Origin of the sequence: Leptospira alexanderi serovar Manhao 3 str. L 60 (genome assembly GCF_000243815.2) — a bacterium.
Taxonomy (GTDB): Bacteria; Spirochaetota; Leptospiria; order Leptospirales; family Leptospiraceae; genus Leptospira; species Leptospira alexanderi.
In genome coordinates, this window is the sequence record NZ_AHMT02000039.1 from 7,501 (window position 1) to 31,382 (window position 23,882).

Sequence of the window (23,882 nt, forward strand, 5' to 3'; positions counted from 1 at the left end):
GGTTTAGCGAAAGCGCTTCTTGCCAAAGAAACAATTTCTCACGATGAACTAATGACGATCGTACATCCGGCCAACGAAGAAGGCACCAAAAAAAACCGGAAAAAACCGTAAAATCTAAAAAGCAAAACGGTATTAAAGCCAATCCAGCTTACAATGCCGGAATGGAATGAAACACTGGCTGTTTAAGACAGAACCGGATGTTTTTTCGATAGACGATTTATATAAGGTGCCTTCTCGCATTGCCCCTTGGGAAGGAGTTAGAAATTATCAGGCCCGCAATTTCCTACGTGATAGTATTCAAAAAGGAGATTTAGTTTTCTTCTATCATAGTAGGGCAAATCCCCTTTCCATCGTAGGAATTGCGGAGGTTACAAAACCCGGTTATCCGGATCATTTTGCTTTCGACCCTTCCCATAAGTATTTCGATCCTAAAAGTAAACCCGAAAATCCGACTTGGTATATGGTGGATATTAAGTTCAGAAAAAAATTCCCAGAACCTGTCACGATGGAAGAAATGAAGAAACACAAACAATTGAAGAATATGGTGCTTTTACAAAAAGGGTCTCGCCTTTCAATTCAGCCGGTTTCTCCCACGGAGTTTCAGTTCATTCTGGGACTTGCAGATGTGAAACTTTGACTCAAACTTTCTCAAAGCTTAAGTTTTTCATTTTAAGAAAATTAGAAAGAATTTGTTAAACGTAGGAATTCCTACATTTTCAGTATTTATTTTTAAAATCGCGATTTGTGGGAGTTCCCACATCCAACTTTTTTACCGAAAAATTAAACACACCGAATTTACGCATCAACGTTATCTCAAAAAACTTTATCTTTTTAAAAATATCTTTGCGATAAGTTCAATCAAAAACTTATTTTTTGAGTCCTTTCAGATAAAGGATCAATTCCGGAGAAATCTGAATCGGTCTTTTACGATATGTTTTCTTATATTCTTTCTTAAACTCCTTATGACAGGACTTACAGGATTGTTCATAGTCTTTTGTCTTCAAAGCTTCCTGAGATATTTCAGTCCATTTCGCTTTTTGTTCGTCGAGTGCGAAGTTTGGAATTTCCGTTAGTATTTTTTCGATATATTCCGGTTTTCCTTTTTTGGCGGCTTTGATTGCGGGTTTCGTATACTTTTCCATAAAGTCGTGAACCGTAGTTTCTACTTTTCTTTCGGGACCTGTGGGGCCAGCATTCAATGAAAATGGATTGAACGCGGCTAACGCAAGTAAGGTACTAGAGAGAAGGGAAATTATTTTTTTCATTCAAATCCTCGTGTGATCGACGCAAAAGCTTTCCGCGTTTTTTCGTTTTGAAACTTTTAAGTTGCAAAACGGTTCGATCTTTATCTAAATCATAAGTTTCTTATTCTACGTATTTGTTTTCAAGTTTGTTTAGATTTTCATCGTAAAGAATTCTGTCAATCTTAGAAGAAATCAAAGCAATCATTGAATTTTGATATTTTAGAATATAACAACGTCGAATTCCAACATATACAATTACATACAGATGAGTTCAAAAATAGGATTGATCCAAAAATTAAATTCAACTCAAATATACCCGCTTCGACCTCTTCGAAGAAACTAATTTCATAAAAAACGATCCGCTTTATCGAACCAATCAATTGTATCTCCTTCGAGTGAATTTTTTAAATTCCAAGCATATCATAATCCTTTTTTTAAGCGAAAAACATTTTTATAACGTTAGCTATCATTAAAATCTGAAACCTGTTGAAAAATTTGTCAACGAGAATCACATTGAAACGGAAGGGTTTTATTATGATTTCGTTTGGAGTTAATTTCCTGAAGGGATGTGACAAAATCACAAAAATTAGATTTTTTTAATGTATTTTTTAGATTTTGTTTAGAACTTAAAATCTGTCCCAAAACCTATAAAACGTAAGAACTCCAACGTTTTTATTAGAATTTACAGGCAAAAAAAATTGAAATCTCTTTAGACAAAGTAAAACGAGTTTTTAAATTTTTAGAAAATGTTCATGACTGGATGCACCAGCCGTTGTTTTATCAAAACCCAGAACTGATTGAAAAGTTTGCAAACGAGAATTATAAGAAGGCGAAAGAACTCTACTATAATGTCGTTTGGAACTGGCTTCCAAAAGAGACACAGAAGGAAATCAAAGAAAATTAGATTTTTAATATATAACATTTGTGGGAATATTTTGGTCAACGGCTCTTGCATGTGCAAAATTTTAGAAGTAGTATTTTTTAAATCCAATGACGACAGATGGATTGAAATTGAACGGATCAGGTTCTGAATTCTTTTTTCCAAAATCAATAGGATTTATCTAAGAATCCATCTCAAAGCCCTAAAATGTATGAACTTCATACAAAGAAGCATGGCTGAAAACGTTATATTGTCAGAAAAGGAAAGAATGGGCGCAACTCCCATTTAAATTTATCGTTAACACGTTGAAGTTTTGAGACGGTCTTATAGGGCAGAATCTATTGAGATGCTAGGTTCAAATTTTTATGGCGACTATTCGGTTTTGTGAGAGTTCCCACAATTTAAGGCTTTTCGTAATGTTCAAAATTGTGGGAACTCTCACAACTTGCTTTTTGAATCTTATCATAAAGCCAAGTCTGAAACACACCCTATAAAGTAGAATTTCGTTTGAGAACACGCTGTAAACTTACTTAAAGAAACGTTTTTTGTTGGAGTTCCTACAACGTTCTTGAATCCAAACTAAATTTGCTCTTCACATGCGGTAGTTCCCACAAATTTTCCGCATAGAAAACTCCTACGAGTAAGGCTTGCAGGTTCAAGGTAAGTAACATCCAAATTTACAAAAAATGTAGGAACTCCAATCGAATCAGTAGGACAAGCTTTGATTTCTTGGTATCGTATTTCGACCTGAAACCGCGCCGTTTCACTGAGTTTAGGGAGGAAATACTGAGTTAACGTGAGTTCGGCGTAAGAAAGTTTGGGCGAATCGCTCTCGCGAATTTCATAGATAAAATGGCTCGCGACCGCGCTTTTCGCTCCAATTCCTTCGGAATTTCCACTACAATCGCTTTCGCATTTTGTTATACCGAACTCACGTTGAGTTAGCTAAGCGTGGTCCTTCCGTTTTCTGCGGCTCGTGATTTCGGGTCGATTCCGGCAGAGGTGCCCGAATTCATCGTTACGATTCAATCCAAGATTCGATTCCATTCCCGGTCATAGTACCGAACAAGTGCTTGGTTATTCAGCCGATTGATATCCACCGGAATTCGGGACATGTCCTGCGGAAAAACCTGGATCGATTCGAGTTCTTGTTCGTTGAGAAATCTGAGATGTTCCGGAAATTCTTTTTGGAATCGAATCGGTTTTTGACCCGCGAGAACAAAACCCCATTCTCCGAAAGAAGGAACGTAAACGTGTAGAGGAAGCGTATGAAAACCCAAAGAAGCGATCGTTCTTTCGATGCACCAATACGAAGAACGGGCAAAAAGAGGCGATGTGGATTGTATTTCAAGAACGGATGTTTCGTTCATTCTTCTTTTTAACGTATGAAAAAACGCCGTGGTATAAAGTTTTCCCAAGGAAAAATTGCTCGGGTCCGGAAAATCGATGATGACCACATCGAAAATTTGTTCGGATTCCTCCAGCCAAATGAATGCGTCCGTATTGATCACTTTCACTTTAGGATTCCTTAAACTTTCGTCGTTGAGCTCCTTTAAAAACTCGTGCTCGGCAAACAAGTCCGTGACCACCGGATCTAGGTCGACTAACGTAATCGATTCTACATTTCTGTGCTTCAAAATCTCCCGCACGGCAAGCCCGTCCCCTCCTCCCAAAACTAATACTTTTTTAGGAACCGGGTGCGCAAGTAACGCGGGATGAACCAGCGTTTCGTGATAACGATATTCGTCCCTGGATGAAAATTGAAGATGTCCGTTTAAAAAAAGCCGAATTTCGTTTTTCCAACGTGTCACTATGATCCTCTGAAACCGAGATTGTTTCGAAAGTATGATCTCGTCCGTGTATAAGGATTCTTCGCTATAATGTGTGATCAGATCGGAAAAGGAAAACCCTAAGATCAAAAGTGTTAATACGACAACGGATTGTGCTCGAAGCAAAATCATTCTGGAATGTTTGAGAGGAAGCACCCAAGTTCCCCAAACCGCCACTCCTGCATTCAAAATTCCGAATAGGAATCCGGTTCTTATCAAACCTAACTTAGGCGCGAAGAAGATCGGAAACAAAATCGATGCGAGCAACGCACCCACGTAATCCAAACTCAAAACCCTAGATACGAGTTCCTTGAATTGAAGTTCTTTTTTCAGGATTCTTAACAAAATCGGTATTTCAAGTCCCACCAAAACTCCGATCAAAATCACAAGCAAGAACAACGGAATCTGAAAATACCGAATTTGCCCAAAACTCAAATAAAGAATCGCCGAGCCGAAACCACCCACAAGCCCAATCGCAAGTTCGATTTCCAAAAATTTAGGAATCAGTTCCTTTTCCATATACTTGGATAACCAGGAACCGACTCCCATCGAAAACAAATACGTTCCTATGATGAGAGAGAATTGTGTGACTGTTTCCCCGAGCAGATAAGATGCGATCGTCCCAGCTAACAACTCGTAAATGAGACCACAAGAAGATATGATAAGAACCGAAATATAAAGTGCTGTTTGCAAACGGGTCCTACTTTCCTCCAGAATATCTCATAAAATTCGTGTAGTGGGAACGATATACTCCCGGATTCTCCCGCACGGTCTTGGGAACATTTTCCACCTCATCCACATCTTTGGAACCTCCCCCATAAAAGTTCGTATACGTGAGATAACCGGAGATTCCAAGTACGTAAGCGGGGTATAAAATCCGTTTTATTAAATTCATAAAATTATCCTTTTGATTTTGTTGTAGATGATGGGAAAGATACGATTTCGGTACATTCAAAATATTTTAAGAAAGTGGATAGTTTTTTTAGAACTGTCCCAAAACCTGAAAAGAAATCAGCTACAATCATTCCATAAGTTCGTAATAAAACATAGGAATTTTCACAGATTAGATGGTTTATGGACTTTCTAACAGACTTCATTGTTGTTAAACTCTTCCTAGTAGTTCCTACATTTGAGGTTTTGGGATGACAATCGTCTTTCGGTAAATCTTATCAAAGTGCAGTAATCCCACATTCTAAGTTTTTGGATGACAAGTTCTTAGTTTGTATACTTCTTTTAGTCATCATCATAATCGGAATCACTTTCGAAATTACTCGGTGCAAAATCGCTGTTTTCGTTCCTCGAAGCCTCGAACGAGAAACTTCTAAAAAGAGAATAAGGAACAGGCAACCAAACAGCGAGTAGAAAAAGAAAATAATACACCGATTGATCTACGTCTCTTGTGATACTCAGAGACACATTCGCCCCGCTCCCTTTCGGAAAATCGGATTCGGATTCTAGTCTGAGATAGTATTCTCCCGCAGGAACTTCTCCGATAATGATACTCGCCGATCTATCACCTTCCGACCAACTCTCCCCGTCTTCGTAACCTTCGTAATAACTGATTTCGAGACCAGTATCATAGGCGATATCCGTCTTCGTATTGATCAGCGCTAAGGAATAGTAGATGTAGTGATTGGAAAGATCGGGAACGGTCATTTTGATTTGAACATTCTGTCTATCACCGCCTTCCAATTGAAAGGTTTCCGTTACGAAAGAAGTATCAGTTGTTCCGCCTGCAGCAGGATCTCGAACATAAACAAGGTCCTTTTTGAAAACTTCCTTATCTTGTGCATTCCAACAAAAACCAATTTGAACAACAAGCATGATTACGGAAAGCCAAGAGGCGATTTTTACGTTTCGTTTTCGGATCTTGGTAAACGGATTCGGCTGGGCCACGCCGATTCCTTCTGGAACAGGAAGTTCTACTTTTCCTTGGATCGATTTTTTGAGTTCGTCCACGGGAACATACTCGCCGACCGACCAGAATAGTTCGTTTTGGGTTTTTTCCGAAGAAAGCATTTTCGGAGGCGCGATAAAATCCGCAAGTTCCGCACGATCTCCCGAACGGATTTTGTAATAGAATTCTCCGAAAGCGAAATCGATTCCGGCAGTCGAAGAATTGAATAACTTATATTCCTCTTTTTGAAAGTGTTTTTTCGGAGGATAAGAGTCGCCTACCGTCCTCGGAACAAAAGGAACCGGCTCGAAAACGGTCCAATGACCGTTAGTCTCGTTCAACCAATAATAACCGCCGGTATAATGAAGTAGATATTCGGTCCAAGGAAAAGTTTGTCCCTCTGCATGAACTGATTTTTTGACAACTCCAAGAACTTCGCATTCCTTACCCTTGAGAGTAAGTTTAATTCCGAGCGGAAGAAAAATCCTATCTTTGATAATTTCTTGAAATTTGGAAAGAATCGTCAGCTCTTCCGTACTTGTATCCATTACGGTTCCGCAATATTCGCAAGCGACCGATTTCGAAAAGTCCGGACTTCTCTGACTCAAGGAAGCGCCACATCCCAAACACTGAATCGCTTTCGCTTCCTGAAGCTTTTGAAAACCGGTAAACGCTTTTGGATCCCTGAGATTGACAAATTGAATCTGATCGAAACTATAAAGCATTCCTTTAAAATACAAAGGAGGAGCATGAGAATAATCTAATGTAGCAAACCATCCCTGATCAGTGGCAAGATCCAAAAGAACTGAAGTAGAGCCAGTTTGAAAACCGACGGGTAATTCTCCTTCTCCCCCGATACAAGTTGCGAGACCGATTTCACGGATCATCCAAAGTTCGTTGTCGAGTCGAAGAGCATCTCCGGCTCTTAGAAGTTGTTTGGAAGTATGAGAAGAGATAAAATAAACGTCCGGCGGAGAATCCAAATTTTGAATCGGGTCGTGTTCCGGAAAAACATCGGTCTGAGAAGTGGGGCTAAGTTGTGTGATCATAAACTGACCCTGCGCTTCCGCAAGCCACATGGACTTGCCATCGGCAGAAATCGCGTGCCATTCATTCCAGGTTCCCAAGCTGTATTTCTGCTGAATTCTTCCGACAATCTGAAAAGAGATTCCGTCTATTGTTTTGCCCGAGGTTCCAATTTGAATCGGAGAAAGATCGGGCACAAGATCTCCGACTTTGCCGAGATTTTCGAGAGATTGATTTTTTTGAAGAGTTAAAGTCTTGCAGTTTGGGCAAACTCCATAAATCGAAACTTTACTTTGGAATGGTACGGGCGCTCCGCAATTGGGACAACTCAGTTCTAACACAAGAATCTTTTGTATCTAGGTAAGAAATCCTTGTCATCTGAATTTCTAAAAAGGAAATCGGAAAAATTCGGAAATGTGGGCCTAGAACCTAGGAACCGAAAGCGCGGATCTAAGAAACCCCAAATTTTGTTTTAATATTTCGCTTCAGTCGTTGAAGCGAATCGAAGATAAGGACAACCGAAAAAAGATCTAAACTCGTGCAATGTTTTTTGAACTCAAACGCGTTATTGCCTATTGTCGATCAGCGTTTCGCATTTTTTCTAGCTCTCGAATACGCCGGATCGATATCGCTCAAAGGTTTTTCCAATTCTTCCAAAGCCGGGTTTTGCCAATAGATATCGTAAAGATTTTCACCGGAATACGTATGAAAATGGTTGTCAAAGTGAATCTTTGCAAACTCGTCTTTGCGGGAAAACATGGCTCTATTGATTTCGTTCAGAATCCCCAAAAAATCTTCCGTTTCAGGATCGGGAGGAAAATCGGAAAGATACTCCATAGAAAGAAGAACCACATACTTCCTAGATTGTTTGAGTAATTTTAAGGATTCGTAAAGCAATTCCAATTTGATTGCCTGCAGGTAGGGTCTCGTATTGTCCGCGATGGTTTTCTTTTGTTCCGCCACGGTTAATTCTCGATAACCCAATTCGAGATGTTTTTTCGGTTTGGCTTCGGTTCCTCGAACTACTTGTTGTCCGAGAGAATTCAATTCACCTCGGATCGTCTTATTGCTCACTTCGATCAAGTTGGAATAAAGTATCACGAGCAGATCCTGAGTGCGTTTGAGTTCGGAATATGATTTTTCCAGATCGAATTGAAAGTACAGCTGACTGGTTTCTATGTGATGTTGAACGATCCGTTTATACAGAGCTTTGTCCGATTCCGAACCCAAATTTGAGATAGAACTGTTCAATGCCCGAATAAGGAACTCATTCGTTTTGAGTCCTCTTTCCACTCGAACGAGATGAGTGGCGGAGTTGCTCGCATAGTCAGCAAAAACGGAACACGGAATTGATAGAGCAACACAGATCGTAATTCTCAAGACCGCTCTCATACATCTATTTTCGGGAAACTTAAGTAAGGAATTCAATCGCATTACGAATAATAGGAATTTTACTTTTTGGAAAATTATGTCAACAAGTCATTTTACAAATTGAAACAAGTATATTGAGACGATGTTCGATTAAGTCTCGAATAAACTTCCGAAGTCACAACAAGAAACACCTTTGAAAGAATTTTACATTCTCCCTCCGTTCAATAACGGAGTTTTAAATATTCATAAAATAAAATATTATAAAATAAATACATATCTTCTATTTTTATATTTTAAAGAAAGAATACAAAAAAAGACAAACGCAAAGGATTTCCGGGAAGTTTTTTCGCAAAAAAGAGCTCGTGCACAATAGGAACTCAAATACTAAAAAGGACCTCTTTACTGATTCCTGATATCTGACCCCTAAAACCATCGCTTCTCCTATGTTTCTTGTGTCAAGCCCTCCCGCTCCTATGTTTCTTGTGTCAAGCCCTCCCGCTATTTTTTTTACATAAGACCATATTGAGCTAATTTTCGATTCCATACTTCTTCAGGCATAGAATCAAAAAGATCTCCCGTTCGAATCATTGAATAAAGAACTTCGATCATTTTGCGTGAAGTAGCGATGATCGATTTTTTAGCTCCTTTTTTAACATATAACCTTTGATAGAACTCTTTTATCTTTCCGCCATGCTGACATCGAACCAGACTCCAGGCCGCTTGAACAATTACTCTTCGAATTGCATGACAACCACGAGATACAATTCTTCCGTATCGAACCGTATCTCCCGAAATATCAACACTCGGAACTAAGCCCACATAGTAAGCGGCTTGTTTAGCCGAAGAGAATCGTTTACAATCACCCATATAACTCATGATCGCCAAAGAAGTAATCATACCGATCCCAGGCATGGACATGATCGTTTGAACATAACTCTGATTTTTTTTCAGAGCCTCTTTAATTTCTTCTTCTATTAGTTTTAGATTTAGTTCGACTAAATCTAAAACTTTTAAGATTCGTTCTGCTTCTCTTTTGTATCGATCAGGAAGTAGAGTTACGGAAGCTTCTCTGGATGCTTTTGTTCGCAAATGCTTTTTGGTAATTTCAGTCAAACCAGCTTGAGTGAATAAACTATGAAGTCGATTTTTGCCTTGCGTTAGTTGTCTTGTCCAGTTCTCATGTTCCGTGCAAAGTCTTCGATTGTCTTCCTCTTCATCTGTGGGAATCGGAACAACCGGTAACTCTTCTATTGGAAAACGTTGAATGAGCCTGGCTATTTTTAAACTGTCTTCTTTATCGGTCTTTTTTAAGGATTGATAGATCGTTGTTAAGTCTCCGGGATTCAGGACAATTACTTGAATCCCTTTGTTTAATATTGATTTTGCTATTCTAAAAGATTGAGAGCCAGCTTCTAATCCGACTATATCATTCAAGGTTAACCATTTTAGTAAATTGTTAATACCACTTTCTGTTGTACTAAATTGTCGACGTTCGAGCGAGTTCTCCGAATTGATTCGAACAACCTCTAAAGTTTTCTTTCCACAATCAATTCCTACATATTTGCCATCTTGACTTTCCATTTCTTTTCTCCTAAAATGACAGAGGGCGGAAGGTCTTAACAAAGCCCGGTGATATCACCAGCACTCCTATTCGCGGTCGACTTTGTTAAGCCGCCACACTTTGGTTTGCGGTGGCCGATTTAGATTCATCTATTGGTCGGGGTCTAAGCCCCAAAGAAGCGATCAATCTGCCACCGGCCTTCTTGACTCCGTCGAATCAAGAATATCACATTCGGAACTGTCTTACGTCCAAGAATCATACTAATCTATGGGCGCTCGACGGGGTTATTGAATCAGAAGAGAATATTCGATAGCGGTACAATAATTTTTTGATAAACGATCCTAATTCGTTTTCTTTTCTTTTCCGAAGAACTTTTTATGGATAAATTCCTGAATTTCAATTCTATGTTTGTCCTCGATTCCTACAAAGACGCCATTTACTTTTTTTCCGGAAGAACGAATGATTTTCGTTTCAAGAATTAGATCTTTACCGTTGATTCTCGTATGGAGATGAACGTGATCCCCTTCGAACATGGTTGTTCTGGAATCCAAAGCCACTCCGCCGGTTCCGATATCCAAAATGGTGACCGGATGTTTTTCTTGTTTTCCTTTGATCGAGATTTCCGCACCTAAAGCAATTTTTATGCGCGCATTTTTTCTTTTTTGAAGTGATGGGTTCCTATATTCAAAGGAATCCCTGAATAACGAATTCGCATCGACCATATATTATACTCATTCGTATAACAAAAAATTCGTCAAAGTTAAATTAAAAACTCTCGGTTTAGGCGATTCACAAGGTTGACCTTCCTGATACGTAATCGTATACTCATTTTCTTGAAGTACGATTTCTGTTTTGGAAACCGTATGAGCATCCCTTCTGTGCATACAAGGCGAAAGCGCTCCCTTTTCAGGTAGATGAGAGGTGAGAAAATTTCCGGATAATTTCAGAAATTCATCCACGTCAGGAAGAAACTCTAAAGCATAACTCTCCTGAAACACAACTTCCCTGGAAATCTGAGCCTTTGCTCCTTGTGTAAAGGAACTTCCGAGGATTTGAAACGTATCGGTATATGAAGTTGTCGTAAAATTTTCCCCATTCCATATGAAAACTTCCGTTTTTTCCAAGGTGATTTTCAAAAGTTTGAACGGGTAAAAATTTTTGAGATCCTCTGATTTGAGTGATTCAGGTTTGACTTCGCTTAACAAACAGGAACGAACAAGCAAACCTCTGCTTGTAGGATTTCTTAAAAGTTTTAGAGTTGCCTCGTAAAAATTCAAAAGGCAAAAAATTTCCTTCGATGAATTGACGCCGATCCAGGTCCCGCCGTAATCTCCATCCAAAGGAGCGATCGCAAAAGTCGGACCATTTCCTAACCTCGTAGGGGCCAAAGAAGGTTTTCTTTTTACAGATTCGTCTCTGTTAAATCCTATACCGAAAATTTTTCGATCGAGATTTCTGTAAATGACCGCGGTGCACATATTTAAGGCGAAAGATAAAAATCAATTCTTTGATTTTTATCCGCTTCGTATTCTCCAGAACCCGGTATCAAAGGCAAGGATTCTCCATAACCTCGGAAACGAATTCTGCCAAACGGAATCGCTTTGGAAAAGAAATACTCGAACGCATCTCTTGCTCTTTCTTCGGTTTGTATCTGATTGACTTCTTCATCTCCCTGGTGGGAAGAATGCGACTGCAATTCTATATTGTATCCCGGATATTCGTTTAAGATGGAACGGATCTTTCCCGGCAATCTCCACCATCTTGTTTCCACTTGAGATTCCGGGACTGAAATTCGTAAGGAGTGATCTTCCTCCACTACCAAAATTTCCGTTCTGAATTCGGCACCTCTTCCACTCGATTCCCTTCCTAATACGTCCGTATATTTCCATTCGAAATAGAATTCACTTAAGGAACCGATTCTGATGCCGGATTCGTCCAATCCCTCCCAGAAAATTTCGGAGCCGGGCTGGCCTTCGCCGCTCCAAGTTTTGATCTTACGTTTGATAGAAGTGTAAGGAAGAATTTCATATAACGTGACTCCCCAGGATTGAAGCGGAATACCTCGATGCGAAAGAGAGATTTTCAAGAGATCGTTCTTTCCGTCGTTGTCCGGCGAAAACTCTTTCGTTGAAACCGATAAATTCAAATCGAAGGATTCTTTAGAAACTTCGAACAAAGAAGGAATGGATTGATAACGTTCGTAACGGCTGTAAATTGTAAGTCTATAAAAATACGTTCCGCCCGAAACCAAATTCCCCGTCTGATTTCTCAGATCCCATTTCCATTCCGCTCCCGGTTCTCCCGTTTCCCGAAAACGATAGACGTTTTTTTCCTCGTTTTTTTTCTTTTGAAAGATTTCGATTTCGTAGGAATCGGATTTAAGTTTAGGTGAAACGTAAATCGAGAATTGTACAAAATTTTTCAAACTGCCCGGAAGATAAGAATAGAGTTTGGAATCGCAAAACATATCCGCTCCGATCGATTCGTTTCGAATCGTAAGATCGGAAATAACGGAGACGGATTCGTTTTTTCCTTTGTCACTTCCGATCAATCGATACGTGTAAACTCCATTCGATAATTGTTTATTAGAAAAATCTGTTCCATCCCAATTGAGAACGGACGGAACTTCCTTGAATTTCCAAGAATAAGACTTCACGACTTTTCCTTCCGAATCCACAAATTCTCCGATGAAGACGTCGGTAAATTCTCCCGAAACTTTTTGAGTGATACTGATGCGAGAAGAATTCCTATCTCCAGTAAAAAATAGGACTCTCGTTTTAGCGCCGATCTCAGAACTAGGAGAGTGGGAATCTAAAAATACCGTTTTTTCTTCGGATAGAAGATTTTCCTTATTTTCTGTGATTAACCTAAGCCTATATTTGTATTCTCCATCGGGAAGTAAAAATCCTTTGGAATCCTCTCCGAACCAAAAGATCGATTCGGGAATCGTAATTTCGAGAGGAGATAATTTCGTATCGTCCTGCAAAAAAGGGAAAAAGGAAAATCCCCTTTTTCTTCTATGATCCGCTTTAAAAGTTTTTACGACATCATCTCTGGAATTTTGAATCACAAGTTCCCAATCGGAAAGTATAGGAAGGGCCGACTTTGAAATTTTGAATTCGAGTACATCGTTCCTCCCATCCCAATTAGGCGAGAAAACATCCGCGTTAGTCTTTAGAAAGGCATTTGCATGTAGAGAGAAGTTAAAAAGAAAAAATGAAGATATTATGAAACGAATTCCGTTCCGCATGAGTACATTCTAATTCGCTACGTTTTTTTTCCTATATTTTTTTAAGAACGGAAGAATCCGTTTCCTCAGTGTTCCTTCGGAAAGTTCTTACGGTTCCTCGTATTTCCTAAGTGAAGCGAGTTCTTAACGGGAGAATCCACGTATTCCCTAAGAGCAAAATAAACCGAACTAAAGGCCAATTCTTCCCAAGGGATTTCATTTATGGAAAAAAGTTTCACTTCCTCGGATTCGGGGCTTACGGAGAACTGTCCATTCACTAAATCCGCTAAGAAAAACATATAAATCTGACTGATATGAGGAATACTATAAATGCTCTGAAGTCCTACGATTCTGATTTCTGCATTCGCCTCTTCCTGAGTTTCCCGAACGGCACCTTCTTCCACGGTTTCCCTGTTTTCCAAAAATCCGGCGGGTAAGGTCCAGTATCCTTTTCTGGGCTCGATCGCCCGTTTGCAAAGCAAAATCCGATTCTCCCAAACCGGAATACTCCCGACTACAATTTTCGGATTTTGATAATGAATCGTTCCGCAGTTGTCGCAAACGTATCTAGACCGATTGTCCCCCTCCGGTATTTTATAAACGACGGACGATCCGCAAGAACTACAGTATTTCATACTTTTCTAATGCGATTCCAAGTTAAAATCGCCTCTATCAAAAGCCAGAGCGTCAAAACGATCAACGTTCCTCCTATAGCCGCGAGAAGAAGATTTGGAGAAGGCCCGATTAAAAAGTCTAAGAAATTTCGAATCATCGCCCAGAGTGTTACGAACAATACAAACAACATCGGTATAAAGGATACTTTGACATTTTTCTTCGATTTAAAAAGAAAAACGGTTACAACCAAAAGTGCCAATCCCGCCAAAAGTTGGTTCGTGGTTCCAAAAAGCTTCCAGAGAGCAAGTCCGGCCGGTTTCTTTTTTCCGTCTTGTTCTATTTCCATAAACGCAAAGATTCCGATCGCAACACAGGCGATAAGGCTAGAAACGTATCTGTTGCCTACTAATGTTTGAATCCAAAAAATCCGAGTCGATTCCGCAATTTCCTCGATATTGTACCGAAGAAGTCTCGTCGCCGAATCCAACGAGGTCAATGCGAAACTAATCACAATGAGCGCGATGAATCCTTGTCCGAAGGTTTCCGGAATTCCGATCTGAGATAAAAATCTTCCGGTTCCGTAAATGTAAGCTCCGACTTGCGGAGCTAAACCTTGGATACCCGACCAAGAACGGTAAAAACCAGACCATTCTTCCGAAGAAGTGAAGCCGATTGTACAAGCGATGACCGCGGATAAACCAAGCAAAGATTCTCCGATCATTCCACCGTAACCGATCGGTCTCGCGTCCACTTCTTTATCCAATTGTTTGGCCGTCGTTCCCGAACTGACCAACGCATGAAAACCTGAAACAGCTCCGCAGGCAATCGTAATAAATACGAACGGAATCAAATCGAGTCCTATGAATTCGGTTCGAATTACTTCCGCATTAAAGGAAGAAAAGTTCTGAAGAATTCCTCCCGCAAAAAAACCCAGATAAATCAAAACGATTCCCAAATACAATAGGAAAGAATTGATATAATCCCTGCTTTGCAACAACAGCCAGATGGGAGTTACCGAAGCCAAGAACGCATAGAATAAAAGAATGTATTTCCAAACCCCCGCGGAAGGAGAAGTCTCCACGTGGTTGAGTCCCACCCAAGTCAGAACCGAATCCTGCATTCCCAAAACCATGGAGCCCAAGGTAGCAAGAACACTAAAGACAGTTAGAGGAGTTAAGTTAATTCCTTTTTTGTAATGTAGATAACCCATGATCACCGCAAAAACCATGATCGCGGCCGAAGGGATTACCGCTTCCGGGAAATGACTTCTCAATCGGATAGAAGGTTTCTCCTCCGTTCTGATTTCTCCGGGATGACCATGAACCTCTTCGTTGAGAGTTTTGGAATCAGAAGTCAACGTTTGAGCCTCACCCGTAGGATCGACTTTTTTCGTAACTTCAATAGCCCTTGCGGAAGTTTTCTTTTCTTCGACGGGTGCACTTTCCGTGTCAGCGGATATGGACTTCAAATGAGCTTTCGGATCCGCAGAAAACATTTCTGCAAGAACAAGAACAAAAACTCCCATTGCTAAAGCGACAAGAAAAAAGATGATTGCGTGAAACAAACTTCTCGCACGATGACCTAAAAGATCCTCCGCAACTTGACCGATACTTTTTCCCTGATTACGAACCGAAACCACAAGAGCTCCGAAATCGTGTACACAACCCACGAAAATGCTTCCGAATACCACCCAAATCATCGCGGGAAGCCAACCCCAAATGACCGCTACCGCAGGTCCGAGCACGGGAGCAAGTCCGGCAATGGACGCATAATGATGACCGAATAGGACGATTGGTTTTGTAGGAAGGTAATCCACTCCGTCATTCAGCTTGTGGGCTGGAGTGTCTTCCTGATTGTCTTTCAAATCGAAAACGGATTTGGAAATATAACCCGAATAAAATTTATACCCGAGAAAATAAACAAGAAAACAAACAAGAACGACTATTAAAGGAAGCATAATAAGGATGGATGAGTTTAGGAAACGTTCCAAGCAAATCTTTTTTCAATGCTCAAAAAGATTTCCATTTCCGATTCCCCAAGTCTAATTGAAAAAAGAATTGATGAACGGATTTACAAGGGTGGAAAATCTGGAAGTAGAGAGTATGCAGACTCAAAGTTTTGATCAGATCCGTTCCTCTTTAGAGGATATTATTTTCGAGATTCAATCCGGATGTACGAATTGCGAATGGTACATCCCGGCGGAAAAGATCATCTCAGCCTTAAATATCCGCAAAGAAGATTATTATAGAATTTTTTACAGTCTTAGAAACGACATCCATTTCTCTTCCAGAGCCGCTGCGGGTTTTAACGAAACTCATGCAGATTCTCTCATTCAACTTCTTTCAAAAATCCTGAAGATAGAGGGAATCGGGGAAGAATTTGCAAAAAACGGAATATATTTCGACGACAATTATCTCTCAGAACTTCAAATCAGTCTGAAGGAAGCGATTCAGACCCGTTTGGAAAAACACGAACTAGATCGGGAATTACTTCTGCTTTTATCGTCCGCAACTTTGGATTTCGACGATGCCTTCGATTCTTACTTCGACGACAAATTCAATTTCGAAAGGATCGTAGAAAACGAAATCTCAGATTTTATCGAACTGAAATCGATTCAAAATGATTACGGGGCCGACGTCTTTTTAAAAAATCATATTTTTTCTATTTTAAATACGAAAGTTTTTCATTTTCGTGAGATTACGAGGGAATACAGAGACAGGGCGTATTACGACCTATTTGGAAGTTTTCGCAAAAAACCGAAAAAGAAAAAAAACGTTTCCGTATTTCAAGAGATGGATCCGGAAACTCAAAGACATCTGGACGTTCTCGGATTCGATGCGCCTTGTACATTAGAAGAATTGAAAAAACGATTTAAAGAATTGATCAAGAAGTATCATCCCGATATCAACAAAGATGGACTTGAAATGACTCAGAGAATCATCGCTTCGTATAATTTTCTGATCATGAGGATGAGTTAGTTTGTTTTTTTGGGTGACGAGAGGGGTTTCCGAAGTTTATATCCCTCCGGTTCAACCCGAGATCATCCGTCGATTGCATTCGATTGCGCCTTCTCCTCCCGTTAAAAAACCGGATTCGGAACAAGATATCGAACGGAAAAACAGAACAAAAAAAGTGGGGGAAGAAATCAGCGCCGAATACAAAGCCTCCTCTTCTTTAGGAAAGATCCGATTCAATCGTGGAGAATCCATTTCCTCTTTGACGGCAAAGGATTTGATGACTTCTCCGGTGGTGGGATTTTTGGAATCAGATCCGATTTCAAGAGCGCAAGATATTTTCGTTCAAAAACGTTTTCGTCACGTTCCCGTGCTCGATGAAAAAAATACGTTATGCGGCATTATATCGGATCGGGATTGGATGCGTTGGAAATTGGAACATATATCGGAGGTCGAACTCGGCAAGACGATCGGTAAAATCATGAAAACCAGAGTTCTTTCCGTACGGATTCAAGCGGGGATCGGGGAAATTGTGAAAGTTCTTTTCGAAGAAAGAATCGGATGTCTCCCCGTGGTAAACGATTCGTTTCAAGTGATCGGAATCATTACGAGAAGCGACGTTTTACGCGCAATCTTAAGAATCAACGAAAGAGAGTTTTTAGCCTAAGACACCAAAGCTTGAACGAAAATCTCTGAGAATTTGGGGCAATTTTCTCCCATTCTTTTTCAATTTATTTAAAAATAGTGACCTATTTCTTTTTTAGAGGCAAAAATACCGAGAATCTTTAACTGAGCCTCCTTCACTTTTTCAAAGCCACTATCAGAACCGTCCGATCTCATCAATTCTTTCATCAACCAACGGGAGGATTCTCTATCAAGAAAATCCATTACTTGAATCACAAGTTTTTCCCGTACGTTCTTCAAAGCTTCTGCCAGATCCGAAAGACTTACTTGTTTCAATAAATCCCTCAGTTCGTCATACGAAAAAGAACGAAACGCCCTGCTCAAAAGAACATCGGAATCAATCTGAGGTTTGGAGCTACAAAACTCCGAGTAAAAATCGTTCAAAAGAATTCCATCAATCTCTTTTCTTTTCCGATTTACGAAATCCCAAAAATTCTTTTGATAGGATTCGCCGAAATAAGACGCTACCCTTTCTAAAAAAACGGAAACAAAAAGTTCCTTCTGAATCGTTTCTATTCCTTCAAGTATGATGATCCTTTCTAAAAGTTCTTTTCCTTCGTAGTTTCCCGAAATGATATATCTTTTCAAAATATTGGAAACATTTTCTGCGTCCATTCCGATTCCCATTAGTTCAAATCCCTTTTTCAAAAGAAACGGATGTTCTTCGGAATTAAAAGCATCGATAAAAAAGTATTTTCCAAACACGTAACATTTTTCAATCAGTTCCAACATCATCCCTAAAATTTGCAAACTTTCCTCTCGATCCTTATCTTTGTAAAAAAATTGATTAGAGTTCATATGTACCAGCATATACAGTTTCTCCGAATTTTATTGGTTTTGTTTTTTTAACCCATAGCCTCATTGGCGTTTTAAAGCAGAACGAAACTATGAGTTTTCTTTTTGAATATATGATCATTACTAGATGCGAGTTTATTTTTTTAAAACTCTTTTCTTAAAATTTCCACACTAAAGTCTTTTCAAATCTTCAAATAAAGAACAAAATCCGTTGCTTAGGTAATTTAAAACTTACCTTTTGAACACATTATTCGTATTTTAGACTCAGAGAGCCAAGAAAAAAGTCCGACTTTGAACGATCATAAATCAACGACTCCCGCTTGGAATCCACGAAAATAATATTATTATTTTTTAAAGTATTTTTACGATGAATATTATATTCCGTTTTTTGAAAAAGACAAGGCGGATGAAAAAATTTGCACGAGACCTTCCGTTTGGGACAAGTTCCAAATTATGTTACGCACTAAAAGGATTTTATCCCTACCGAAATCGATGGGAAGCTTGACGAAATCAATAGAGTTGTTGAAAAATTCCGTGATTCAGATTAACAAAACCGCTTCAAACGTCCATTTCAATGGAGTAGAAACGGATAGAGAATTAATTTTTCAATAACTCTAATAGAAAGAAATCCAGATTCACCGAAAAATATTGGAAACTTTTTTCCTTTGAAAAAGATAAAAGTTCTGTTTTTGAAATTGTCTTTGAAAATAAAATTGTCGGAACTCCACATATGATACGGGACTTTCCAGTAGTTAAGGGCTTTTCCATTCCTTCTATAAAATTGTATCGCAAAAACTCCAAACCCTGTCCCGAAAAAAACTCAATGCGTCGCTATCAAGGATCGCTTTCGCAGGTTTTAGGACGCACTGTAAAAACAACAGAATTTTTAAACGATCAAGATCTTTCATCTTTCTTAAAAAGAATTTCTTTCGTTTTAGTTTTGTAATCAATATAAGCAGAATCTAAACGTTTTCCACCGCATGAGAATTTCAAGCGTGTCGTTTCGAATGAATTTAGTTTTTAAAGTAAGCGGACATAACGGAAATTAAACCTTATACGTTTGAAAGAAAGGGAAGGTTCTATTAATTCTTGTCAATAATTTTTTGCACAGTTATTTAACAAGAATATAAATTATATTTTTTGCATCATATCACAGATCGTATGACACATTTATCATAATTAAAAACAAGGGACGAAAGGAAAAAGCGCGACCTTGAGTGAATCCGAATAACGAACCAAGGGTTCCGGATGGAGAATCGGAATTTTATGACTTTGCAAGATCGTATTTTGCCGTATGTTACATTCCGCTTTTTGTAGAGGCCAAGGTAGATGATGAACTTCTCCGCGATAAATTCTTTCTTGAGAATCCTTACAATAAAGGCTATATCTTTCCGTGAGCCAATTTTCCAACGTATCTCGCTTCGAATGATAAATTTTCGATGTCGGGTAATAGACCGTGTGAAATTCTCCTGCGATTGCGCGATGATCCGTTCTATGACAATGAAATTCTTTTTGATTCTTCTTTCTTCGAAGTTTCATGTCCGCTTGAGATAAGGAAGATGAAAGAATTTTCTCGCGACTTCTACTACTATAGAGTTGCTCAAATCTAAACTGAAAAAATAAACTCCGGGTTTACCTTCGGCTTTTACACAAGTCCGTACATTCAATTCCGGAAAATAAGAAATGTAAAGTCCTAAAAAAGGTTTACAGATGTCATGATGAACGAATGCGGGAACTCCTCGTTTTATAGAAAAATTTTCTAACCCCTAAATTCCTAAAACGCGGGAACTCTTACACGATTTACAAAAAATCAACGTCTTCCTAGGGCAGGTCATTCTAACATCTAATCCACTAACCCCTAATTCCTAAAACGCGGGAACTTTCTAGATGTCAGTGGATAGTGTTTTAGAAATCAGGATTTTAAATGTTCGTGGATAACATTTAGGTTTTTTTACTCCTGATTTTGTTCATCAAGCGACCTGATTTCTGTAAACCTAATTTTAGGACGCCTACCTTAACCACTGCCCCACAAAATCGGCGTAGATGAAAGTTCAGAAATCTATGCGCATATCAGTGTTGACCTTTTTGTCAACATTTTCGAGTAGATCAAAAACGAAAGTTCAGAAATCTGTTCCCATGAGCCAAATTGAATCCGTTCCAATCGGAACTCTCCCACCCTTGGGACAGGTTCCTAAAAAAATGTATGCACAGGTCGTTCGTCCCGAGCGTTTCGGCGATCCGATCAAAGCAATTCAGGAAGAACTCATCGATGTTCCAGAAATAGCTCCGGACGAGGTTCTCGTCGCGGTAATGGCAGCCGGTGTAAATTATAACAACGTTTGGGCCGCTCTCGGATTTCCCGTAGATGTAATCGGCGCGAGAAACAAAAAAGGCGAACCCGAGAAGTTTCACATCGGCGGTTCCGACGCATCCGGAATCGTTTACAAAGTAGGTTCCGACGTGAAGAATGTAAAAGTCGGAGACGAAGTTGTTCTTCATTGCGGAATCTGGGATAAAAACGATCCTTGGGTCAAAGCGGGAAAAGATCCTATGTTCGCTCCTTCTCAGTTGATCTGGGGATACGAAACGAACTGGGGATCCTTTGCGCAGTTTTGCAAAGTTCAAGATCATCAGTGTCTTCCAAAACCGAAACATCTTTCTTGGGAAGAAGCCGCTGCTTACATGCTCGTAGGAGCGACCGCTTATAGAATGCTTCATCACTGGAAACCGAACGACGTACAAAAAGACGACGTGGTTTTGATCTGGGGAGGTGCGGGCGGACTCGGTGCAATGGCGATTCAGATCGTAAAAGCTGCGGGCGGAGTTCCAATCGCGGTTGTTTCCGAAGACGATAAGTTCGACTTCTGTAAGAAATTAGGCGCTGCAGGCGTTATCAATCGTAAGAAGTTCAACCACTGGGGAGCGCTGACTTCCGAAATCAACAAGATGGAAAAATTCGCAGAATGGACAAAGTCCGCTCGCGAATTCGGAAAGGCGATCTGGGACATCGCGGGCAAAGGAAATAATCCGAAGATCGTCTTTGAACATCCGGGCGAAACCACCATTCCTACTTCCATGTTCGTCTGTGAAACTGGCGGTATGGTCGTCATCTGTGCGGGAACCACCGGTTACAACGCGACCGTGGACTTACGCTATCTTTGGATGAGACAAAAACGTCTCCAAGGTTCTCACTTTGCGAACGATGAAAACTCAAAAGGTCTGAACGATTTAGTGATTGAGAAAAAAGTCGATCCTTGTCTTTCCAAAACCTTCTCTTGGAATGAGACGGCGCACTCGCACCAATTGATGAAGGAAAACAAACATCCGGCCGGAAACATGTCGATTTTAGTCGGGGCCGACAAACCGGGATTAGGAAAAAAATAATTTCACAATCCTAATCAACTCGGATAAACAAAAACCCCGAAAGCGATTGGCTCTAGGGGTTTTTTATTTTTAAACAGAAGTTTATCCTAGAGAAAACTCAATCATACGCTTCAATTTATCCTGAGTGCAACCAGTAGCGTAACTTTCAAATAACATAGAGGCCTCTACTGGAACAATAGAATTGTTGAAAAATTAATCCTCTGTCCGTTTCTGCTTCAATGAATTAATTATACAGCAACCTATAGAATTCCTTTTTCGAATCGGAATAGGACCGCACGAAAGGTTTGACCTCTTTGTCGTAAATGGGAATAAAAGTTTTGATCTTCGAAATAAAGTTTTTAAAAGAAGAAAAGATACTTCTGTAAACGTATTTACACGATAAAAACAAAAATCAAATTTCGACCAGGCTACTTCAAAACTGTATGTCAGGAGTAAAATAAAAATTCCATCAGAGATAAATTTTTCCAATATCTCTGCACGTTGTCGAAATATCATATGTTTGTTACAAATACATTTAAAAAGTCCTTATTCTTCAGATTTAAATTACGGAAACGTTTTTATCCTTCAATTGAAACGTTAAACGTGCTGGGATTTTATTCCTTACAATATTTCAAAAAAATAAAGGCAAATCATACTAGAAGCTATCTCAAAAATATCTTAGAATGATTGGAATCGGCGTTTTAAACAAAGATAAAGTATTTTTGAGATAGCTTCTAGAATAAAACCAAACGGTTATCGGAACAAGTTCTAAACTCTGTAAAAAGGAAATCGAAACATCTAAGCTTCCATAGACTGAAAACCCGATTCTTCCTCAAGAATTACAAAAAGGTAATTTCCGGTTTTTGAAAAACGATTGAAGCAAATGTAAATTATGATTTTAATTCATAGAAGAAGGTCAAAATTTATGCAGACAAAAATTTCTATTTTGTTTTTTATTCTAGGAATTCTCTTTCCGTTAGCCGGAACTTTCGCAAAGGAAAGTTTCTACGATTTTAAAGTAAAGGACATCAAAGGTAACGACATATCCCTTTCCAAATACAAGGGTAAAGTAGTAATGGTGGTTAATGTAGCTTCTAAATGCGGTTATACTTATCAATACGATAATCTTGAAAAAGTTTATAAAAAATACAAGAATCAGGGATTCGTCATAGTTGGTTTTCCGGCCAATAATTTCGGAAGCCAAGAACCTGGAACCAATCAGGAAATTGAAACCTTTTGCAGAATCCAAAAAGGCGCAAGTTTTGATATGATGTCAAAAATTTCCGTCAAAGGAAAAGACCAACATCCTCTGTATTCTTATCTGATCGAAAGTTCTCCGAATCCCGGAGAAATAGAATGGAACTTTGAAAAATTTCTGATTTCAAAGGAAGGAAAAGTCGAAGCGAGATATCGTTCTGCGGTAGAACCGGATGCTTCGGTCGTAGCCCAAAAAATCGAATCTCTTTTGAAGTAGGTTTTCGGTTTTGAAAAATCCTTATTCAAGAGCTTGTTTTTTTGCGATTTTATTGATTTTTTGTTCGGAAAGTAATTCCGTTTTTCCCGAAAGTAAACTTGAAAACGAGGAAGGTGTGCTTCCGTTTTCCATCCAAAAAGGGTCGGCCGAGACAACGATTGATCCCGAAATGGTTCTAAAAACATTTGAAAATTATGATATTTTAATACTTGGGGAAGAACATGACGATATTATCGGTCATAAAATTCGCCTAGATTGGTTTAAAAAGATTGCTTTAAAAACTCCTGTAATCCTTTCTTTGGAAATGTTGGAAAGGGACCAACAAAAAACCTTAGACGAATATTTAAACGGTCAGATCGGAGAGAAGGCCTTTTTCAATTCCCTAACACTTTGGCCCAACTATTTAAGAGATTATCATCCTTTTATACAGTTTGCAAAGGAACACCGGGTTCCGGTTCTCGCGTCCAACGTACCTAGAAAATACGTGAATCTAGTTTCTTCTTCCGGACTCGAAGCGTTATTTAAGATTCGTTCCGTTTTTCTGCCTCCTAAATATCTCGTTCGTAATCTCTCCCAGGAAGATTACGAAACTAAAATTAAGAACACCCTCAAAGAACATCCGGGCATAAATTTAGACGCGAACACCGAAAAAAAATTTGTGGATGCCCAGTATCTTTGGGACGCGGGAATGACTGACTCGATCGCGAATGCGTTTTTGACAAAAGGACGTAAGGTGATTCATATCAACGGTCGTTTTCACAGCGATGAGGGTTTTGGCGTCGTTTATAGACTGCGTAAACTTGGATTTAAAACCCTTTCGATTTCCATGTTCCCTTTGAAGGAAGGCAGTAAAGTTCCAGCCGAAATACTCAAGGGTTGCGATTTTACCGTGATTACGGAAAGGAGAAAAAAAGAGAATTAAAGTGCTTGTCTGGAACTCTAGGGTTCTCCGACAATTAA

Annotated in this window: 19 protein-coding genes and 2 pseudogenes (1 of these 21 running past the window's edge); 8 read left to right on the top strand and 13 right to left on the bottom strand. The window is 39.4% G+C overall.

Annotation, left to right across the window (positions count from 1 at the left end):
- Positions 1-170, top strand: a pseudogene (gene ftsH / locus LEP1GSC062_RS12445) (ATP-dependent zinc metalloprotease FtsH) (it extends 1,797 nt beyond the left edge of the window).
- On the top strand, positions 167-637 hold the full coding sequence (locus LEP1GSC062_RS12450; RefSeq protein ID WP_010579079.1) for an EVE domain-containing protein: 471 nt from the start codon (positions 167-169) through the stop codon (positions 635-637). Before ftsH ends, LEP1GSC062_RS12450 begins: the two are co-directional and overlap by 4 nt.
- A gap of 229 nt (positions 638-866) precedes the next feature.
- Here LEP1GSC062_RS12450 and LEP1GSC062_RS12455 read toward each other — a convergent pair whose 3' ends face one another.
- Positions 867-1,265 (bottom strand): hypothetical protein, encoded by a 399-nt coding sequence (locus LEP1GSC062_RS12455; protein WP_010579077.1) that lies wholly within the window; start codon positions 1,263-1,265, stop codon positions 867-869.
- 676 nt (positions 1,266-1,941) lie between these two features.
- On the opposite strand from LEP1GSC062_RS12455, the gene LEP1GSC062_RS12460 reads away from it, so the two are divergent.
- Positions 1,942-2,148, top strand: a complete 207-nt coding sequence (locus LEP1GSC062_RS12460) for a hypothetical protein (RefSeq protein ID WP_039942018.1) — start codon at positions 1,942-1,944, stop codon at positions 2,146-2,148.
- 1,001 nt (positions 2,149-3,149) lie between these two features.
- On the opposite strand, the gene LEP1GSC062_RS12465 is transcribed toward LEP1GSC062_RS12460, so the two are convergent.
- The 10 genes from LEP1GSC062_RS12465 to LEP1GSC062_RS12515 all read right to left on the bottom strand — a co-directional run bounded on the left by LEP1GSC062_RS12465 (position 3,150) and on the right by LEP1GSC062_RS12515 (position 15,609).
- Positions 3,150-4,646, bottom strand: coding sequence for a polyamine aminopropyltransferase (locus LEP1GSC062_RS12465; RefSeq protein WP_010579075.1), 1,497 nt, complete (start codon positions 4,644-4,646; stop codon positions 3,150-3,152).
- Positions 4,647-4,653: 7 nt separating this feature from the next.
- The gene (locus LEP1GSC062_RS12470) at positions 4,654-4,848 is read right to left on the bottom strand and encodes a hypothetical protein (RefSeq protein ID WP_020984459.1); all 195 of its coding nucleotides are present in this window, start codon (positions 4,846-4,848) and stop codon (positions 4,654-4,656) included.
- Positions 4,849-5,186: 338 nt separating this feature from the next.
- A complete protein-coding gene (locus tag LEP1GSC062_RS12475) occupies positions 5,187-7,217 on the bottom strand; it encodes a DUF4178 domain-containing protein (protein ID WP_020984463.1) in 2,031 nt (676 codons plus the stop codon).
- Positions 7,218-7,458: 241 nt separating this feature from the next.
- Complete coding sequence (locus LEP1GSC062_RS12480; protein WP_010579072.1) at positions 7,459-8,268, bottom strand: adhesin OmpL37 family surface protein; 810 nt, start codon at positions 8,266-8,268, stop codon at positions 7,459-7,461.
- Between the two features lie 486 nt (positions 8,269-8,754).
- Positions 8,755-9,828 carry an IS110 family RNA-guided transposase gene (locus tag LEP1GSC062_RS12490; RefSeq protein ID WP_039942023.1) on the bottom strand — a complete coding sequence of 358 codons (1,074 nt, stop codon included), beginning with the start codon at positions 9,826-9,828 and terminating at the stop codon, positions 8,755-8,757.
- A gap of 321 nt (positions 9,829-10,149) precedes the next feature.
- The gene (locus tag LEP1GSC062_RS12495) at positions 10,150-10,530 is read right to left on the bottom strand and encodes a PilZ domain-containing protein (RefSeq protein WP_010577745.1); all 381 of its coding nucleotides are present in this window, start codon (positions 10,528-10,530) and stop codon (positions 10,150-10,152) included.
- Positions 10,531-10,539: 9 nt separating this feature from the next.
- Positions 10,540-11,286: an NRDE family protein gene (locus LEP1GSC062_RS12500; protein ID WP_010577744.1), complete on the bottom strand. Its 747-nt coding sequence runs from the start codon at positions 11,284-11,286 to the stop codon at positions 10,540-10,542.
- Positions 11,287-11,288: 2 nt separating this feature from the next.
- On the bottom strand, positions 11,289-13,058 hold the full coding sequence (lsa66, locus tag LEP1GSC062_RS12505; RefSeq protein WP_020984478.1) for a fibronectin-binding adhesin Lsa66: 1,770 nt from the start codon (positions 13,056-13,058) through the stop codon (positions 11,289-11,291).
- A gap of 65 nt (positions 13,059-13,123) precedes the next feature.
- On the bottom strand, positions 13,124-13,672 hold the full coding sequence (locus LEP1GSC062_RS12510; RefSeq protein WP_010577743.1) for an NUDIX hydrolase: 549 nt from the start codon (positions 13,670-13,672) through the stop codon (positions 13,124-13,126).
- Positions 13,669-15,609: a carbon starvation CstA family protein gene (locus tag LEP1GSC062_RS12515; RefSeq protein WP_020984488.1), complete on the bottom strand. Its 1,941-nt coding sequence runs from the start codon at positions 15,607-15,609 to the stop codon at positions 13,669-13,671. The genes LEP1GSC062_RS12510 and LEP1GSC062_RS12515 overlap by 4 nt, the downstream gene beginning before the upstream one ends.
- 88 nt (positions 15,610-15,697) lie before the next feature.
- On the opposite strand from LEP1GSC062_RS12515, the gene LEP1GSC062_RS12520 reads away from it, so the two are divergent.
- Both LEP1GSC062_RS12520 and LEP1GSC062_RS12525 read left to right on the top strand, forming a co-directional pair.
- Positions 15,698-16,630 (top strand): J domain-containing protein, encoded by a 933-nt coding sequence (locus tag LEP1GSC062_RS12520; RefSeq protein WP_020984484.1) that lies wholly within the window; start codon positions 15,698-15,700, stop codon positions 16,628-16,630.
- Position 16,631: 1 nt separating this feature from the next.
- A complete protein-coding gene (locus LEP1GSC062_RS12525; RefSeq protein WP_010577741.1) occupies positions 16,632-17,273 on the top strand; it encodes a CBS domain-containing protein in 642 nt (213 codons plus the stop codon).
- Between the two features lie 68 nt (positions 17,274-17,341).
- Here the strand turns inward: LEP1GSC062_RS12525 and LEP1GSC062_RS12530 are convergent, their stop codons facing one another.
- Both LEP1GSC062_RS12530 and LEP1GSC062_RS12535 read right to left on the bottom strand, forming a co-directional pair.
- Positions 17,342-18,100: an LIC10244 family PerRA/PerRB upregulated protein gene (locus LEP1GSC062_RS12530; protein ID WP_020984479.1), complete on the bottom strand. Its 759-nt coding sequence runs from the start codon at positions 18,098-18,100 to the stop codon at positions 17,342-17,344.
- Between the two features lie 1,164 nt (positions 18,101-19,264).
- Positions 19,265-19,797: pseudogene (locus tag LEP1GSC062_RS12535) on the bottom strand (YqjF family protein); the annotation flags it as partial.
- A 424-nt stretch (positions 19,798-20,221) separates the two neighbouring features.
- On the opposite strand from LEP1GSC062_RS12535, the gene ccrA reads away from it, so the two are divergent.
- The 3 genes from ccrA (at position 20,222) to LEP1GSC062_RS12550 (ending at position 23,844) form a co-directional block, all read left to right on the top strand.
- Positions 20,222-21,469, top strand: a complete 1,248-nt coding sequence (gene ccrA, locus LEP1GSC062_RS12540) for a crotonyl-CoA carboxylase/reductase (RefSeq protein WP_010577738.1) — start codon at positions 20,222-20,224, stop codon at positions 21,467-21,469.
- 904 nt (positions 21,470-22,373) lie between these two features.
- Positions 22,374-22,922: a glutathione peroxidase gene (locus tag LEP1GSC062_RS12545; protein WP_010577737.1), complete on the top strand. Its 549-nt coding sequence runs from the start codon at positions 22,374-22,376 to the stop codon at positions 22,920-22,922.
- A gap of 10 nt (positions 22,923-22,932) precedes the next feature.
- Positions 22,933-23,844, top strand: a complete 912-nt coding sequence (locus tag LEP1GSC062_RS12550; protein WP_020984480.1) for a ChaN family lipoprotein — start codon at positions 22,933-22,935, stop codon at positions 23,842-23,844.
- Positions 23,845-23,882: the final 38 nt, after the last annotated feature.

What these genes read in the sequence shown, in the direction of transcription:
- LEP1GSC062_RS12490 (WP_039942023.1), bottom strand. Translation starts at nt 9,828, where the DNA reads ATGGAAAGTCAAGATGGCAAATATGTAGGAATTGATTGTGGAAAGAAA.
- lsa66 (WP_020984478.1), bottom strand. Translation starts at nt 13,058, where the DNA reads ATGCGGAACGGAATTCGTTTCATAATATCTTCATTTTTTCTTTTTAAC.
- ccrA (WP_010577738.1), top strand. Translation starts at nt 20,222, where the DNA reads ATGAGCCAAATTGAATCCGTTCCAATCGGAACTCTCCCACCCTTGGGA.
- LEP1GSC062_RS12545 (WP_010577737.1), top strand. Translation starts at nt 22,374, where the DNA reads ATGCAGACAAAAATTTCTATTTTGTTTTTTATTCTAGGAATTCTCTTT.
- LEP1GSC062_RS12510 (WP_010577743.1), bottom strand. Translation starts at nt 13,672, where the DNA reads ATGAAATACTGTAGTTCTTGCGGATCGTCCGTCGTTTATAAAATACCG.
- LEP1GSC062_RS12455 (WP_010579077.1), bottom strand. Translation starts at nt 1,265, where the DNA reads ATGAAAAAAATAATTTCCCTTCTCTCTAGTACCTTACTTGCGTTAGCC.
- LEP1GSC062_RS12450 (WP_010579079.1), top strand. Translation starts at nt 167, where the DNA reads ATGAAACACTGGCTGTTTAAGACAGAACCGGATGTTTTTTCGATAGAC.
- LEP1GSC062_RS12515 (WP_020984488.1), bottom strand. Translation starts at nt 15,609, where the DNA reads ATGCTTCCTTTAATAGTCGTTCTTGTTTGTTTTCTTGTTTATTTTCTC.
- LEP1GSC062_RS12495 (WP_010577745.1), bottom strand. Translation starts at nt 10,530, where the DNA reads ATGGTCGATGCGAATTCGTTATTCAGGGATTCCTTTGAATATAGGAAC.
- LEP1GSC062_RS12470 (WP_020984459.1), bottom strand. Translation starts at nt 4,848, where the DNA reads ATGAATTTAATAAAACGGATTTTATACCCCGCTTACGTACTTGGAATC.
- LEP1GSC062_RS12500 (WP_010577744.1), bottom strand. Translation starts at nt 11,286, where the DNA reads ATGTGCACCGCGGTCATTTACAGAAATCTCGATCGAAAAATTTTCGGT.
- LEP1GSC062_RS12480 (WP_010579072.1), bottom strand. Translation starts at nt 8,268, where the DNA reads ATGAGAGCGGTCTTGAGAATTACGATCTGTGTTGCTCTATCAATTCCG.
- LEP1GSC062_RS12530 (WP_020984479.1), bottom strand. Translation starts at nt 18,100, where the DNA reads ATGCTGGTACATATGAACTCTAATCAATTTTTTTACAAAGATAAGGAT.